Genomic DNA, 14,654 nt, shown 5'->3' with positions numbered 1-14,654 from the left:
ATCGTTGGCATAGGAGCAACCGGCCTCCAGGGACGTGCTGTGACGGCGCACCTGCTCGCCGACGGCTGGTGAGTGCGAGCGGTGACACGTGATCCCGATGCCGCCGGGGCCCGCGCGCTGGCACAGACAGGCGCCGAAATCGTCCGCGCCGAGATGGACGACGTCGCCTCGCTCCGCGCCGCGACCGAAGGCGCGAACGGCCTGTTCAGCGTTCAGCCCACCGTGGGCTCTCCGGGGACCCCGGAAGGTTTCTCCGCCGAGGACGAGGTCCGCTGGGGCCACAATGTCGCTGACGCCGCACACGCCTCCGGCGTGGAGCACCTTGTCTACGCGTCCCTTTCCGGCGCCGGCCGCCACGACACCGAAAAGCTGCCGCAGAACGTGGTGAGCAAGTGGCGGATCGAACAGCGCATCAAACGGCTGGGCCTGCCCGCGACATTCCTGCGCCTGGTCTCGTTCATGGAGAACTACACCGGCGCATACCACCTGAGCGACGGTGCCGTGTCCACCGCATTCACCGCCGACGTGCCGCAACAGATCATGGCCGTCGATGACGTCGGCGCGTTCACCGCACTGGCCTTCGCTCAGCCGGGCGAGTGGATCGGGCGCGCGGTGGACCTGGCCGGAGACGAACTGACTCCGGTCCAGATCGCTGCGGCCATCTCTGAGGCGATAGGCCGGCCGTTGCCGTACGTTCAGATCCCCATCGAGGCGATCGCCGCGGCGGGTGAGGAACAGCGCCGGGGTGTCGGCGCCGGGCCGGGAGGCGCGTTCAGTGCGCCACTCGGCGATGGAAGTCCGCGCGGTGCCGTCCAGGAGCGGGATCTCGCGGGAGATCTCGCCCTTGAGCGGGTCCCCGTCGAGGCCGCTGGTCTCCAGCCAGGCGAGGAAGGTCCGGACCCGGAAGTCGTAGGCGCGGCGGGTGTCGCCGTCCAGCGGGGCCCGCTTCAGCGCTGCGGCGTAGGCGGCGTGGGTGGTGGTGAACGCCTCGGGTACCGCTTGGTGCCGCCGCCCCACGCCGCCCTCCCATCAGAGCTTCTGATATCGAGAGATATCAGAAGCTCTGATGGGAGGGCGGCGTCGGCGCGTTGATCCGGTCCAAAGTCCCGAGGCCACGCTCAGGCCAAGTCCGTTCGGGGGTCGGCCAAGATACGACGGAAACCGGCAACCAGTGATCTTGAGTTGAACTTGCCGCAGGTGAGGTGCTGGGGCGGATCGGCGTCGGCTGCCCGACCGGGGACAGCGATGCGCAAACGCAGCCGGAGGCCCGATCTTGTGTCACCGTTCGCGGTGGACTTCTTCGCGTACCCGCTCAAATCGGTCAACGGCGCATCCGATAGCGCAGGTGAAGCACCCGGTTGCCCTGAATCACCACCTCAGGATCCTCCAACAGGTGCTGCGCGTGGACCGACCCGAAGTAGCGCTTGCCGGACCCGAACACGACGGGTACGACGTCCATGCGCACCTCGTCGATCAGGCCCGCGGCAAGCACCTGGCCACCGACGTCGCCAGCGGCGACCTCGACCATGCGGTCACCCGCAAGCTCCTGCGCCTTGGCCATGGCTGCCTCGACGCCGTCGACGAAGTGAAACGGCGCCTCGGGGTCCCAGCCCTCGGGCATCGGCCGGTGCGACACCACGACCACGTGGTCGATGCCGCCCGGCGGCTTGCCGCCCCAGCCGTCCGTCATGTCGAAGACGTGGCGGCCGACGATCGTGACTCCGATCTGGTCCCAGTACGTCCGGGTGTAGTCGTAGGACGTCTGCGACACCTTCAGCTCGCCGCTCTCGTCCAACGGGACGTCACCGCTGGACAACCAGTCGAACAGCGGTCCGGGCTGGTCATTCTCGTCCGCGACGAAGCCGTCCACCGACACCGAGCTGTACATGACCACCTTGCCCACGGGGCTCTCCTCTGCTTTGGGGTGCCCCAAATTAGCGTGTCGTGAGCTGTCGCTCTTGTAAGAAATCAATCGGCCGGCAGCGGCCAGCCGTCCAGCGCGTGGCCGGGATGTTCGCGTAGGAACCGCCGCCGGACTTCGACGTACCGGGTCGGCGTGAGCCCGGTGAACGCCCGGAACTCGTGGCCGAAGTGGGCCTGGTCGAAGTAGCCTGCGCCACCGGCGAGGTCGCCCCAGTCGATCGGTCCGGCGGGGTTGATCGCGAACACGGTGGCGGCGAAGCGGTAGGTGCGGGCCAGCCGCTTCGGCGTGACGCCGATGAGCTCCTTGAACCGCTGTACCAGATGAGTGCCGCTGACACCGGCTGCCACGCTCAGGTCGCCGATCGCCACCGCCCCGCTGGTCGCCGCGATGACGCTGCTCGTATGGCGGACCAGCCCCAGGCCGGCGGTCTCGCACAGCCGTCGCATTAGCTCCTCCTCGAGCAGCGTCAGCATCTCGTACGGCCCGGCCGCCGTAGCCAGCCGGTCTCGCAGCTCAGCAATGGCGGGCCGGCCCCAAACCTGCTCCACCGTCACCGGCCGGTCACACAGCTCGACCGCGGGCATCGGCAGGAACGGCGCCAGCCCCCACGGCTTGAAGTGCACGCCGACGGACCGGGTCTCCGGCGGATAGCCGAACTCGAAGGCGCGGGTGGGCATGGTGACCACGCAGCCGTCGGCGTACTCGGCCGTCTCGATGTCGGTGCCGGCGCGGATGCGGAACGGCGCCCCGAGGTTGACGATGAGCAACGCCGACGGCCCCGGCGGCAGCGTCAGCCGGGCGTACGGCGGCGCACCCTCCAGGTAGTAAAGGTCGTCGATCAGCCTGTCCAGCGGCGGTCGCGGCACTCTGGACACGTACTCCACGCCCACAGTATCGCCGACGCCCCGCCGGCATCGAGCGCAGGGATGGTCCAGCCGTGCTGTCGCCGGAACGGGCGAGCGTCCGGCGTTACCCAGTCGGCAGGTCGGTGAGGTCCAGGCGCCGGTCGGTGCGCAGCTGGATCTCACCGATCTACCGACAGCATGATCTCGGTGCTGTACCCGCGCGGCCTCCACCTAGGAACAGGTGTTGCCGACCTCGAGGTCGCGGCGGCCGCCGTTGTAGTAGTTCTCGCCGGGCCGGGAGAAGTAGGCCGGCAGCACCGTGCGGCCCGCCGTGGTGGGCGGCACGCTCGCCGACTATGAGGCCGGACCCGTCACCGACCCGGATGCGGGCCGGGTTCCATCGCCGCAGCCGGTCGCGGTGATCACTGTGCCTCCCAGCAGCAGCGCGCCGCGCAGGACCTGGCGGCGATCGAGGGGCCGGGGGGAGCCGTCCATGGCAGTCTCCCTCTCAGCCGGTACGGCGGTTGCCGAGCCAGGTGACCATGGCCGGGTCGCGGTGGTCGAAGTGCCGTTGTTCAGCGTGATGGTCTCCACGTCGTACTCCTTCATCAAGATCGGCAGGCCGCTACGCGGCCGCCTGGAATGTGGGTTGCCGTGGGTCTGGTCAGCGCTCCAGGATGGCCAGCCCGGCCTCGGTGTGGGTCCCCGGCCGCCGACAGCCGGTCGAGCTGCTGCGCGGTGAGCTGCAGGTCGGCGGCGGCGATGTTCTCCTCGACCCGGGCCACGCGCTTGGTGCCGGGGGTGGGGACGATGTCGTCGCCCTGGGCCAGCAGCCACGCCAGCGCGACCTGCGCCCCGCTCGCCCCCGCCTGCTCGGCGACGGCCTGGATTTCATCGGCGATCCGCAGGTTGGCCTGCAGGTTGGCGCCGGTGAAGCGCGGGTTGCCGTGCCGGAAGTCCTTCTCGGCGAAACCTTCGGATGAGCGGATCTTCCCCGTCAGGAAGCCGCGGCCCAGCGGCGCGAACGGCACCAGGCCGATCCCCAGCTCGCGCAGCACCGGAAGCACCCGCTCCTCCACCCCGCGCGTCCACAGCGAGTACTCCGACTGCACCGCGGCGACGGAGTGGACGGCGTGGGCGCGGCGGATGGTGTCCGGCCCGGCCTCCGACAGCCTGAACGCACCCACCTTCCCCTCCGCGACGAGTTCGCCGACGGTGGTCGACGCCGCTGTGAAAGCCCTGCAGGCGGACGGAAACCTGTTGATCGGCCCGGAGATCCGGGCCCGGCTGTACCCGTTGATCTGGGAGCACATCAACTTCCACGGCAGTTACCCGTTCACCCGGCCGGAGGCGCCGGGGAACCTGCGGCCGCTGCGCGATGCGACGGCCGAAGGCAACGAACAGGACTGACCACGATGGGGATCCTGAGGCCGGACGCAACGAGGGCCCCGCACGGTGCGCGGGGCCCTGGCTCGTAGCTGGGTTGCGGCTTTGTCACGCGGTGGCGGGCTGGAGGAGCTCGATCTCGATGGCCAGCACACCGAGCGCTTCCTTCTCCGGGCCGTAGCTGCGGCGGATGTTGTACTTGGCCCGCGCCCCGTCAACGGCTGCTCCACGGCGAGAATCTCCGACAAATCGCTTGAGGTTCCACCAGGTGGAAGGTGCAGATTCAAGCCATGAACGACGTGACGGGTCTCTACACGATCGGGCAGCTGGCCCAGCGTACGGGGCTGCAGGCGCGCACGATCCGCTTCTGGTCCGATAGCGGCGTCGTCCCTCCGGTCCAGAGGTCGGAGGGCGGGTACCGGCTCTATGACGCGGAGGCGGTCGCGCGGCTGGACCTGGTCCGGACACTTCGCGATCTCGGGCTCGGTCTTGACGCCATCCAGCAGGTGCTGGAGAAGCGCACCACACTGAGCGAAGTGGCGGACCTGCACCTCAAAGCGCTCGACGCCGAGATCCGCACCCTGCGGATACGCCGGTCCGTCCTGCGCATTCTCGCCAACCGTGACAGCTCTACCAAGGAGATCGCATTGATCAACGCGCTAGCCCGGCTCTCGGCACGGGAACGCCAGCAGATCATCGACGACTTCGTCGACCGCGTGTTCGCCGACGTCGTCGATGAGGACGCCAGGCTCGTCGCGGGATGGATGCGTGACCTCCCGTCCGATCTCCCGGAAGACCCGACCTCCGAGCAGATCAACGCGTGGGTGGAGCTGGCCGAGCTGGCGGGCGAGGAGAGCTTCCAGCAGACGGTCCGGCGGATGGTTCTCAGCGGCGAGGAGAACAACCGCCTGGAGTACGGCCTCAACCTCCGGCCCCTGGTCCTGGAGCACGCAGGCGCCGCTCTGTCGCGCGGGATCGCGCCGGAGTCGGCCGGGGCGAGCCTGATCCTGAAACGGATCATCCCCGACGACCTTCCCGCAGAGGAGACCGCCGCCCTGATCATGTGGCTGGACATGGTCGCCGAGCCCCGAGTCGAGCGGTACTGGCAGCTCCTGAGCCTCCTCAAGGGCCAGAAGCCATCCCCACCGGCGGTCCCGGCCTTCGAATGGCTGCTGGCCGCACTGCGCGCACACCGCTGATCCGTCCCCCGCACCTTCCGACCCCGTATCCTTCCGCACCCATAAGGGGACAGCCATGCCGACCTTGCTCCACATCGACTGCAGCATGCGCCAGGACGGCTCGGTGACCAGGGAGATCACCGGGATCTTCGCCGAGGAATGGCGCCAGGCCAACCCCGATCACACGTATGTGTACCGGGATCTCGGCGCTTCGCCGATCCCCCACGTCGACGAGGCTTCGGTGGTCGCCGGCCTGCTGCTCCAGGAGGGGCTGAACGAGGACCGGCGCCGTGCCTGGTCCGTCTCCGAGCCGCTGATCAAGGAGCTCCGCGCGGCCGACACCATCGTGCTCGGTGTGCCCATGTACAACTACTCGATCCCGTCGGTGCTGAAAGCGTGGTTCGATCGGGTCACGGTCAAGGAACACATGATTCAAGAGCCGATGAGCGAGGGCCTGCTGACCGGGAAGCGGACGATCGTGGTGACCGCCCGGGGTGGCGCGTACGGCCCGGGCACCCCTCGCGAGCGCTACGACTTTCAGATGCCCTACCTGCGAGCCCTGCTGGAGCAGATCGGCCTGGACCGCAACCTTGAGTTCGTGCATGTCGAGATGACGCTCGCGCATTCTGTCCCCGCGCTGGAGCAGTTCAAGCCGATTGCCGACACCTCCCGTGAGGAGGCCGTCAAAAACGTGCGCAAGCTGGTCCTGGTCGGCTGAGGACGCGTTCTCCGGGATCCGACGAGGGCTGCGGCCTGGTCCAGGGCCAGTCACGTACGTCGCCTCCTGGACCGTGTTCTCTGAAGCTGCTGGCCTGCGAAGACGGCCGGTAGCGGAATTTCCGGTCGGGTACCTTGAGATTTGTTTCATAAACGGAGACACATGAAACACGGCTCGCGCCTTGCCCCGTCCGGGGGATTCTATGTTTCATAGGTCGATGCAAACGGCTTGATTCATGAAACGCACCCATGAAACAGTTGGGCGGTGCCCGACGGCTTCCAGCGAGTGGAATCCCGCGACTGCCCGATGTCTTCCTGCGCCGTCCCGGCCGGCTCGCCATGCCGCACCGCCAAGGGCAAGGTCGCCATCCAGTACCACACCGCCCGGTTCCGGCTCGTGCCCTCGCTGGCCAAAGCGCTGAACGTCCCCACCCCGGCCGTGCGCAAGCCCGGGACAGCCTGGACCGAACTGCCCCGCCCCGCAGCGGGCGTCGAGCCGACCGGGCACGTACGGATCGGGTACGCCCGTGCCTCCACCCTGCGCCAGTCCCTGGACACCCAGCTCGACTCCCTCACCAAGGCCAGCGTCACCCGGATCTTCTCCGAGAAGATCTCCACCCGCGCAACGAGGCGGCCCGAACTCGAACGGGCCGTCGCCCTGGCCCGGGAGCTGCGGGCCTCCGGCGTCGCGGTCACCCTCGTGGTCCACGAGCACAAGCGGCTCGGCCGGGGCATCGACCTGGCCACCCTCGCCGAAGAACTGCGGGCGGCCGACGTCGGCCTGGAGTTCCTCACCGGGGAACTGCAAGGCTCACACGACCCCTCCGGCGTCGTGTTCATCGTGCTGGCGGCCCTGTCCGGGATGGAACGCGAATACATCCGCGACCGCACCTTGGAAGGCCACGAGTCCGCCCGCGCCCGCGGCAAGGCCATCGGCGGCGTCGGCGTCACCGACGACCACATGCTCTCCATGGCCCTCCGCCTGCGCGACATCGCCGCGCGGCTCGTCATCACCAGCGGCGCGAAGAAGGGCCGGCCCCCCTCGCCGGCAACCGTCATGCGCATGCTCCGCGACCACGACCAGCAGAGCGCGACCTGACCGGCCAGGCCCCACCCGCAGCCCCATCGGAACAGCTGAACGTAGCGAGGGACTACCGCGGTCATCATGTCCACGTCGCTCACCGGCCGCCAAACAGGCTCGCCCCTGCGTCCCTACCGCCACCATCACCACGCGCCATGCCGCAGATCATCCCAGACCACCACCCGCTCGCCCTCCCACCTTCACCAGACGGAGACCCGAAATGCCAGCTGAAACGAGTCAGGCAGGGACAAGATCGGCATGCCTGCCCAGATCGCCAGCAAATGCGATAAATAACTGATCAACAGGTGCCCCACCTCAGATAAGGAGCCACGTGGCCGAAGGCAGCACCACGCCAGCCGAAGAGAACACCGGCCCCGTGTCACCCCTGTCACCCACCCGGCCTGACGGCTGGCCCGACTGGCTCGGACGCCGCCCCATCCCCATCACCGAACGCGACCGGCTCCGTCAGAGCATCGACGCCGACCGACTGTCCCGCGAGACCGCGCGCGCCCAGACCGACCAGCAACTCGCGCCGCACTTCTCCTACATCGTCATCGAAGGCCTCAACCCCGGCCAGCACCCCCGCAAACACACCCGGCTCCGCGCCCGGATCACCATCGCCCTCCGCCTTGCCGCCGGAGAAGACCACCGCACCCACTACGAGGCCACCAGCCACCGGATCACCCTCGGCATCGCCGGACCCGACGCCCGCGAACGCACCCGCGCTCTACGCCAAGAAATCCAACGCATCGGGCGCGGCCACCGCTGGACCATCACCGAGGACATCCACTAACCAAGCTCCTGGAGCGATGCTCAGCGCACCCGTGCTGACCTGTGGAAAATCCCTAGCGTTGTTCCCTGAGGAAATAGTCCCAGTACCCCAACCCCAGCAAACGGATCAGAGACCGAATCTGGGAGCTGCTCGCCTCCCGCGTCGGCGACGGCCAAGCCGTCCTCGTCGAACCCGCTGCCAACGAACAGGGCTGGGCCATACGGACAGCGGGCAAGGACCGCTGGTACCCCGTCGACTTCGACGGACTGATTCTTTCTGCCCGTCTTCGCCGATAAAGTGACCGGTCAGCAAGTGTCGGCCCCGCGCCTGCGGGGATGGTCCCGTATCGGCACTGACCGCGCGAGGGGAGTCGGGCGGGCCGCCGCCGTCACCCCTTGGGGGCGCGGTGGTGGCCGGTGCCGCGGGGCGGCGGGTGGCGGGTCCTCGGCCGGGCCTGCCCGGGACCGCGTGCGGAAAACGGCAGCGAGGGCCACTCATGAGTGAGCCGGATTCTGTCATATCGATATCCGGATTCATTCCTTCCGGGAATTACGGTAATGACCATATGAATTGCTCGGCACTTGTTCGGCGTGGGGCTCCATGGAGGGCTTCAGGGATTGTTTCCGGCGGTTCGTGCTGATTTTGTGAACCGTGGGATCGCGGTGCGCGGTGGTCGTGGACGGCCCGTCCGGTACGAGGCCGACCCTCCGGCCGGGGAAACCCCCGTCGCGCCGTCCTGGCGCCCGGCGGACGTCCGCGCCTGCCGCGCGGCGGAAGGGGGTGACCTCCTGGGTGGCCGCCGTCCGGCCGGGTTCCGCGCCGATCGAAGATCGTTCCGCTGTCGGGGCGCGCCCCTCTCGCCCTCGGGGGCCGGTGTCGCGAACCACTACATTCGACATCCCGAGAAAGTAGTCAATGGCATGTTCTTACGCTTCTCCGCGACCTTCTTTATGTACGGAGTGGTGCCGTCGGTGTGGTGATATTGGCGAGGGATTTTTTGACGCATGGAGGTATGTGTGAAACGCGCTGTCGTCATTGCCGTCGCCGCTGTCGCCGCGGCGACACTGGCGGCTCCGGCACAGGCCCGGCAGGTGGGTGCGGAACCCAGCCGGGAAACCGAATACGTGGTCCTCTACAAGGAGGATGTCAACGCCGCCGACGCCAGAAGTGCCATCCAGGCCGCGGGCGGGAGGATTCTCAAGGAGAACGGCGCCGTCGGTCTCGCCACCGTCGCCACGACCAACACCGGCTTCACGAGTCAGTTGGGGGGCAACGCCCTGATCGAGGGCGTCGCCCGCAACCGGTCAGTCGGCGGCGTACCCAAGAACGCCCCGGTGAGCGACGCGGCGGTGCGCGAGGCCCTCGCGGCCAAGGCGTTGGAGAAGCCGGGCAAGGAGGAGTACGGCACCCCCTTCACCAAGCCGGGCAAGCCGGCCCCCGAGGCCGAGCCGCTGTCGGAACTCCAGTGGGACATGAAGCAGATCAACGCCACCGTCGACGGCTCGTACAAGCACGAGCAGGGCGACCCCGGCGTGCTGGTCGGCATCCTCGACACCGGCGTGGACGGCTCCCACCCCGACATCGCGCCGAACTTCAACCGCGAGTTGAGCCGCAACTTCACCGTGGACATCCCGGTCGACGCCAACGGCGACGAGGTCGACGGCCCCTGCGAGGAGGAGCCGGACCGTTCCTGCAACGACCCGGCGGACGTGGACGAGGACGGTCACGGCACGCACGTGGCGTCATCGCTGGCCTCGCCGATCAACGGGCTGGGCATCGCGGGTGTGGCGCCCAAGGTCTCGATCGTGAACCTGCGGGTCGGCTCGGACGTTGGCTACTTCTTCCTCCAGCCGAGCGTGGACGCGCTGACCTACGCGGGTGACGTCGGTATCGACGTGGCCAACATGAGCTACTACATCGACCCGTGGCTGTCCAACTGCGTCAACAACCCGGCCGACTCTCCCGCCGACCGCCTGGAGCAGACCACGATCATCAAGGCCATGCAGCGGGCGCTCGACTACGCGCACGCCAGGGGCGTGACCCTGGTCACGGCCGTCGGCAACCAGTTCAGCGACCTCAGCAGGGAGTACGCCGACACCTCAAGCCCCAACTTCGTCCGGGTGCCGGGCGAGCTGCCCTACTCGCGTACGATCTCGCCGGACTGCTCCATCATGCCGATCGAGGGCAACCACGTGATCACGGTCTCCGCGACCGGTATCAGCGAGCGCAAGTCCTACGGCTCCAACTACGGCAACGGCTCCGTCGACCTGGCCGCCCCCGGCGGGGACAGCTACGACACGCCCACCAACACCAGCGACGTCACCAGGACGACGCTGTCGGCCTACCCCCGGTCGCTCGCCGAGGCGCGGGGTGAGCTGAACCCCGACGGCACGCCCAACGTCGCCCGCGTCGTCCGTGACTGCAAGAACGGCGTCTGCGCCTACTACCAGTACCTCCAGGGCACCTCGATGGCCTCGCCGCGCGCCGCGGGAGTGGCGGCGCTGATCGTCAGCAAGTTCGGCCACCGCGACCGGACGCACGGCGGCAAGACGCTCAACCCCGCCGTCGTGGAGACGTTGCTCAAGGCGTCCGCCACCAGGAAGGACTGCCCCACCCCCGCCGCCTACACCTACACGCGGCACCTGTCGAACGGCAACACGGTCGTCACGACGCACGTGTGCGAGGGAAACAGGCTCCGTAACGGCTTCTACGGCTACGGCATCGTGGACGCCCTGCGGGCAGTCCGCTGACCTGACCAGGGCCGCCCGTCCGGGCACCTGACCGATCAGGCGTCCGGACGCCCACCGGCCGGGCGCCCGGCCCCTGTTCGGGCGTGCGGGTCGGGGGAGGCGGGGGCGATGAGCCGGTAGCGCATGCCCGCTCCCTCGGGGACGGTGGTCGGCCTGCGAGACCAGTTCCATGACGCTTCCCCGGAACACCAGGCGTCCCTTGGCCAGTACCGCGAGGTAGCGGCAGGTCTGGGCCACGTCCTCGACGATGTGCGTGCTGAGCAGGACCGTGCGCTCGCCCGCGAGCTGGGAGAGCAGGGTGCGGAACCGGATCCGCTCCTCGGGGTCCCGGCCGCTGGTCGGTTCGTGCACGATCAGCAGCCGGGGGTCGGTGAGCAGTGCCTGGGCGATGCCGGCCCGGCGCAGCATGCTGCCGGAGAAGCCCTTGAGCCTGCGGTCGGCGTCCTTGGTGAACGCGACCACCTCGAGTAGCTCGCCGATCCGGCGTCGCCGCGCGGTGCGCGAGTCGACTCCCTTGAGAAGGGCGATGTAGTCCAGGAACTGCCGCGCGGTCACGTCGGGGTAGACCCCGAGGTCTTAGGGGAGGTAGCCGAGCGTCCGCTGCACGGCCAGACACCCGTCGGCGGTGGTGATGTCGTGCCCGCCGACGCGGACCGTCCCAGAGATGGGTTTGAGCAGCCCTGCCAGGACGCGCATGAGCGTGGTCTTGCCCGCCCCGTTGGAGCCGAGCAGCCCGTACATGCCGGTCGGCACGTCGAGGTCGAGCCTGCCGAGGGCGTGCACGCCGCCCCGGTAGGTCTTGGTCAGGCGGGAGATCTCGATGCGCATGTCAGGACTCCGTCCGGGGGGCGTGGAGACGGGCGAAGGAGAGTAGGGAGGCCGCGAGCACGATCATCACGACGATCCATAGGAGGGCGGTGGCCTCGGTGGCTATGGGTCGCAGGAAGTCCAGCGCGGCGCCGCCGGGCCAGGGGCCGTAGGTGTAGTAGTCGGGGCCCACGATCAGGTGCGGTTCTGGCGGTGCCGGCACCCGCGTTCAGATCACCGCGATCAAGAAGTGGACCGCCATCCAACGCGTCCACAACCTCACCATCGACGACATCCACACCTACCATGTCCTCGCAGGCAGCCAAGCAATTCTTTTTCACAATACCGAGCCGGGATGCGCGGATAAACTACGGCGGAGCCTCATTAATCCGGTTTTCCCGAAGCCGGGCACACCTCACAGTCCACACCATATTGTGGCTGGAAACTCACCGAAGACTGCCCCTGCGAGGACCGTGCTAGATAAGTTCGGTATCGGTGTGAATGATGCCGAGAATGGTGTGTGGCTACCGCGCAGCAGCGGATCACCCAACCTGATTGGCGCTTCTGTGCATTCGATTACTGTGATTATGTGAATAATCTCATGAGTGGGGCGCGAACCAGGGGAGAGGCTCTGGATGTAATAGACCACTTCAGGAGGCAGCTACAGGGTGGCTACCGGCCTTAGGGGGAAAGTCCGCCCGCCGGTGCGAGGACTCCGCGGGCAAACACTATCCTGGGGCGCAGGTATCGGGCACGGAAGGTACTCATGTCCAACAAGCAGCAGGTAGAAGCGGCTTTGGACCTTGCCAGAGGGCTCCTCGGCGAGCCACCTTTGTTCACCTCTCAGGTCTCGGATTTGACGGGACTGGTCCGTCGTTACTCGGCGATCGAGTTCGATATACCCGAATTGCCAGATGCAGACGGGCACCTCTTTCAATACGGAAAGGTGAGCTGGTTTTCCGAGCCAACCTTTGTGCTCAGCCTGGTTCGCCAGCTCGAAGTCATCGACTCGTCTGGAGAGCACGAGTACTACGTTCAGCTACAGTTCGAATTCAGGTACTCATTGGATAACGAACTCGAGTCTGCCGGAAGTCACACCGAATGGCGGTTCCCAGAGGACAGAACATCCCTCGATGCATGGCTGGAGTCCGTGAACCGAGCTCCAATTATGAATATCCTTGCTCAAAAGACACCGCGAGAGTTCGAAATCTGGCAAGACCAGGCTTAAGGATTGAAGGGTAGTACCCCTGAAGCCCCGCCGAGTTTATTTCGGCGGGGCTTCAGGGCTGTTTGACGGCTACAGAGACCCTGATCGTTTTCTGACGGCTACGTTTCGGACGCCGCGAGAAATCCATGATCATATGTCGTGTCGGCGCGAGGGCGGCACTCTGAGAGAGCTGCTGGCGGACGAATAGCCAGAGGCTGTCCCTGGCGGTGCGGCCTGGAAGGCGCCGCTCAGTGCTTCGGCTGTCCGTGATCCAGGTATCCGGGCAGGACTCGGACAGTCGTCGACCGGGCGAGTCCGTCCGGCGCCGAACAGCAGGTTGATGTTCGGCGCCGCCGGGCGAGGAAGCGTTGAGCTTCGCGACCCGGTCGAGGTGCCGGCTGACCACGTGCAGGGCGGCGGCCAGAGCGAGCGCCGCGGGTGGGCTCTGCTGTGCGGGGCAACCGTGGGACAAGACGACCATCCCCTCCTCGGCCAAAACCGCGTTCCCGTTCTCCAGCAGGATCGGGGTTGAGGAACCTGGGAACAGCCATTGGCGCTGAGATTGATCTTGGTTGTGTGTAGTGACGTGTGGAGCAGTGAGCGTGCAGGTCAGCGGCGGTCGCGGCGTCGGCGGGCGGCGCGGATCTCGGTGTCTGCGACGTCGTCGGCGAGGAGGGTGTACAGCTGGGTGGTTTCGGTGGAGACGCCGGCGTTGATGAGTTCGGTGGCGTGGGCGTGCCGTAGCTGGTGGATCTCGATGTCGACTCCGGCCGCCTCGCAGTAGCCCTGCCACCGGTGGTGGGCGGCGTCGTAGGACAGCGGTCCGCCGGTCCCGTTGATGCTGGCGCGGAAGACGGGGCCGAACCGGTAGCCCGGGGGTGAGGAACCGACGGACAGCGGTTATCGCTGAGAATGATCATGGTGAGTAGTCGTCTCGGTGTTTCGGGGTCGTGAGGCGATCTCATGCGGATGGAGCGCCAGGGCGAGCGTTGCGGAGCGGACTGTTTAATGGTCGGTGATGAGAGCGTCCAAGGCGGCGGCCTTGTCGGCTTCGGTGGGCAGGGCGTAGCGGCGGGTGGTGTCCAACGAGCCGTGCCCTAGCAGTTCGGCGACCAGGATGGGGTCCTTGCCGTCGCGGATGAGCTGGGTGGCGAAGGTGTGGCGCAGGACCTGCGGGCCGAAGGGCTCGGTGGGGTCGTCATTGAGGCCTACGGCGTCGCCGAAGCCGGTAATGATGCCGCGGGCGGACCGATCGCTCAGGCGGCCGCCGTGGTGGTTGAGGAACAGCGCGGCGTGGGTGTCGGCCCCTTTCCAATCGGCGCGAGATGCCAGCCAGTCGGCGATGGCCTGGCGCAGGTCGGGATGGACGGGCAGCAGGCGGATCTTGCCGCCGTCGCGGCCTTTGCCACGGATGCGCAGCTCACCCTTGCGGGCTGACAGGCGCACGTCGGCCAGGTCGAGACCAACGACTTCGGAGATGCGCAGGCCGGCCAAGTAGGGCAGCAGGGCGATGGCCTTGTCGCGCGAGGTCGCGGTGAGCTGGACGTGGCGGATGTAGCGGCGGGCGCGGCGGGCGTCCAGGGCGCGGGGAGCGGTGCGGCCGGCGTCGCGCTCGCGGCGGGCCTGGGGCTTGCCGAGACCGCGGCGGGCGTAGAAGTCGTCGATGGCCGACAGGTAGGTGTCGATGGTGTTGGGAGCGCGGCGGCCGTTTTTCAGGTGGCGGCGGAAGTCACGTACCGCGCCGGTGGCCGCTACCGGGTCGGTGAGCGGGTCGCCGTCCAGGGCGCTGGCCTCGTGCTGGTCGGCCAGCCAGGCCAGGTAGCCGCGCAGCCGGGAGGCGTACTTGGTCTTGGTGGAGTCGGCCAGCGGGGAGCGCTCGAGCGCGGTGGCGTAGTCGGTGAGGATCGCCGCGTACGGGCCGGACAGCGGCACGGCCCGCGACCGGCTTGTGTTTCCGGAAGCTTCTCCGGCCGGTTCTGTGATCTCT

The 14,654-nt window shown here is 67.7% G+C and carries 17 protein-coding genes and 2 pseudogenes; 11 read left to right on the top strand and 8 right to left on the bottom strand.

What is annotated here, in order from left to right; translation table 11 throughout:
- The first annotated feature begins 72 nt into the window (after positions 1 to 72).
- Positions 73 to 1,092 carry an NmrA family NAD(P)-binding protein gene (locus tag ACFQVD_RS09095; RefSeq protein WP_386270829.1) on the top strand — a complete coding sequence of 340 codons (1,020 nt, stop codon included), beginning with the start codon at positions 73 to 75 and terminating at the stop codon, positions 1,090 to 1,092.
- Between the two features lie 229 nt (positions 1,093 to 1,321).
- Here ACFQVD_RS09095 and ACFQVD_RS09090 read toward each other — a convergent pair whose 3' ends face one another.
- The 4 genes from ACFQVD_RS09090 to ACFQVD_RS09075 all read right to left on the bottom strand — a co-directional run bounded on the left by ACFQVD_RS09090 (position 1,322) and on the right by ACFQVD_RS09075 (position 3,956).
- On the bottom strand, positions 1,322 to 1,903 hold the full coding sequence (locus tag ACFQVD_RS09090; RefSeq protein ID WP_343971053.1) for a dihydrofolate reductase family protein: 582 nt from the start codon (positions 1,901 to 1,903) through the stop codon (positions 1,322 to 1,324).
- A 65-nt stretch (positions 1,904 to 1,968) separates the two neighbouring features.
- Complete coding sequence (locus ACFQVD_RS09085) at positions 1,969 to 2,808, bottom strand: helix-turn-helix domain-containing protein (RefSeq protein WP_343971056.1); 840 nt, start codon at positions 2,806 to 2,808, stop codon at positions 1,969 to 1,971.
- Positions 2,809 to 3,123: 315 nt separating this feature from the next.
- Positions 3,124 to 3,264, bottom strand: coding sequence for a hypothetical protein (locus ACFQVD_RS09080; protein ID WP_343971059.1), 141 nt, complete (start codon positions 3,262 to 3,264; stop codon positions 3,124 to 3,126).
- A 113-nt stretch (positions 3,265 to 3,377) separates the two neighbouring features.
- Positions 3,378 to 3,956, bottom strand: a complete 579-nt coding sequence (locus ACFQVD_RS09075; RefSeq protein WP_386270828.1) for an aldo/keto reductase — start codon at positions 3,954 to 3,956, stop codon at positions 3,378 to 3,380.
- A 28-nt stretch (positions 3,957 to 3,984) separates the two neighbouring features.
- On the opposite strand from ACFQVD_RS09075, the gene ACFQVD_RS09070 reads away from it, so the two are divergent.
- The 8 genes and pseudogenes from ACFQVD_RS09070 (at position 3,985) to ACFQVD_RS09035 (ending at position 11,124) form a co-directional block, all read left to right on the top strand.
- Positions 3,985 to 4,179 carry a hypothetical protein gene (locus tag ACFQVD_RS09070; protein ID WP_343971387.1) on the top strand — a complete coding sequence of 65 codons (195 nt, stop codon included), beginning with the start codon at positions 3,985 to 3,987 and terminating at the stop codon, positions 4,177 to 4,179.
- A gap of 266 nt (positions 4,180 to 4,445) precedes the next feature.
- Entirely contained in the window at positions 4,446 to 5,354 is a 909-nt protein-coding gene (locus ACFQVD_RS09065; RefSeq protein ID WP_343971062.1) for a helix-turn-helix domain-containing protein, read from the top strand.
- 55 nt (positions 5,355 to 5,409) lie between these two features.
- The gene (locus ACFQVD_RS09060; protein ID WP_343971065.1) at positions 5,410 to 6,051 is read left to right on the top strand and encodes an FMN-dependent NADH-azoreductase; all 642 of its coding nucleotides are present in this window, start codon (positions 5,410 to 5,412) and stop codon (positions 6,049 to 6,051) included.
- A gap of 264 nt (positions 6,052 to 6,315) precedes the next feature.
- The gene (locus ACFQVD_RS09055) at positions 6,316 to 7,149 is read left to right on the top strand and encodes a recombinase family protein (RefSeq protein ID WP_343971068.1); all 834 of its coding nucleotides are present in this window, start codon (positions 6,316 to 6,318) and stop codon (positions 7,147 to 7,149) included.
- Positions 7,150 to 7,462: 313 nt separating this feature from the next.
- Positions 7,463 to 7,924, top strand: a complete 462-nt coding sequence (locus ACFQVD_RS09050; protein ID WP_343971071.1) for a hypothetical protein — start codon at positions 7,463 to 7,465, stop codon at positions 7,922 to 7,924.
- 101 nt (positions 7,925 to 8,025) lie between these two features.
- Positions 8,026 to 8,199 (top strand): annotated as a pseudogene (locus ACFQVD_RS09045) (type I-E CRISPR-associated endoribonuclease Cas2); the annotation flags it as partial.
- 720 nt (positions 8,200 to 8,919) lie between these two features.
- On the top strand, positions 8,920 to 10,653 hold the full coding sequence (locus ACFQVD_RS09040) for a S8 family peptidase (RefSeq protein WP_343971074.1): 1,734 nt from the start codon (positions 8,920 to 8,922) through the stop codon (positions 10,651 to 10,653).
- Between the two features lie 123 nt (positions 10,654 to 10,776).
- Positions 10,777 to 11,124, top strand: coding sequence for a hypothetical protein (locus ACFQVD_RS09035; RefSeq protein ID WP_343971077.1), 348 nt, complete (start codon positions 10,777 to 10,779; stop codon positions 11,122 to 11,124).
- Here the strand turns inward: ACFQVD_RS09035 and ACFQVD_RS09030 are convergent.
- Positions 11,047 to 11,394 (bottom strand): annotated as a pseudogene (locus ACFQVD_RS09030) (ATP-binding cassette domain-containing protein); the annotation flags it as partial. The gene ACFQVD_RS09035 and the pseudogene ACFQVD_RS09030 overlap by 78 nt on opposite strands.
- Before the next feature lie 88 nt (positions 11,395 to 11,482).
- Complete coding sequence (locus ACFQVD_RS09025; protein WP_343971080.1) at positions 11,483 to 11,683, bottom strand: hypothetical protein; 201 nt, start codon at positions 11,681 to 11,683, stop codon at positions 11,483 to 11,485.
- On the opposite strand from ACFQVD_RS09025, the gene ACFQVD_RS09020 reads away from it, so the two are divergent.
- Positions 11,655 to 12,053: an AHH domain-containing protein gene (locus tag ACFQVD_RS09020; protein ID WP_386274297.1), complete on the top strand. Its 399-nt coding sequence runs from the start codon at positions 11,655 to 11,657 to the stop codon at positions 12,051 to 12,053. The two genes, ACFQVD_RS09025 and ACFQVD_RS09020, sit on opposite strands and share 29 nt — an antisense overlap.
- A gap of 173 nt (positions 12,054 to 12,226) precedes the next feature.
- Positions 12,227 to 12,688, top strand: coding sequence for a hypothetical protein (locus ACFQVD_RS09015; protein ID WP_343971083.1), 462 nt, complete (start codon positions 12,227 to 12,229; stop codon positions 12,686 to 12,688).
- A gap of 588 nt (positions 12,689 to 13,276) precedes the next feature.
- Here ACFQVD_RS09015 and ACFQVD_RS09010 read toward each other — a convergent pair.
- Positions 13,277 to 13,486, bottom strand: a complete 210-nt coding sequence (locus tag ACFQVD_RS09010; protein WP_386274295.1) for a tyrosine-type recombinase/integrase — start codon at positions 13,484 to 13,486, stop codon at positions 13,277 to 13,279.
- A gap of 186 nt (positions 13,487 to 13,672) precedes the next feature.
- Positions 13,673 to 14,599 (bottom strand): tyrosine-type recombinase/integrase, encoded by a 927-nt coding sequence (locus ACFQVD_RS09005; RefSeq protein WP_343971086.1) that lies wholly within the window; start codon positions 14,597 to 14,599, stop codon positions 13,673 to 13,675.
- Positions 14,600 to 14,654: the final 55 nt, after the last annotated feature.

The sequence above is a fragment of the Streptosporangium amethystogenes subsp. fukuiense genome, assembly GCF_042665875.1.
GTDB classification, from domain to species: domain Bacteria; phylum Actinomycetota; class Actinomycetes; order Streptosporangiales; family Streptosporangiaceae; genus Streptosporangium; species Streptosporangium fukuiense.
Note: the sequence above shows the minus strand (reverse complement) of the source record. Positions and strands in the feature narration are given on the sequence as shown.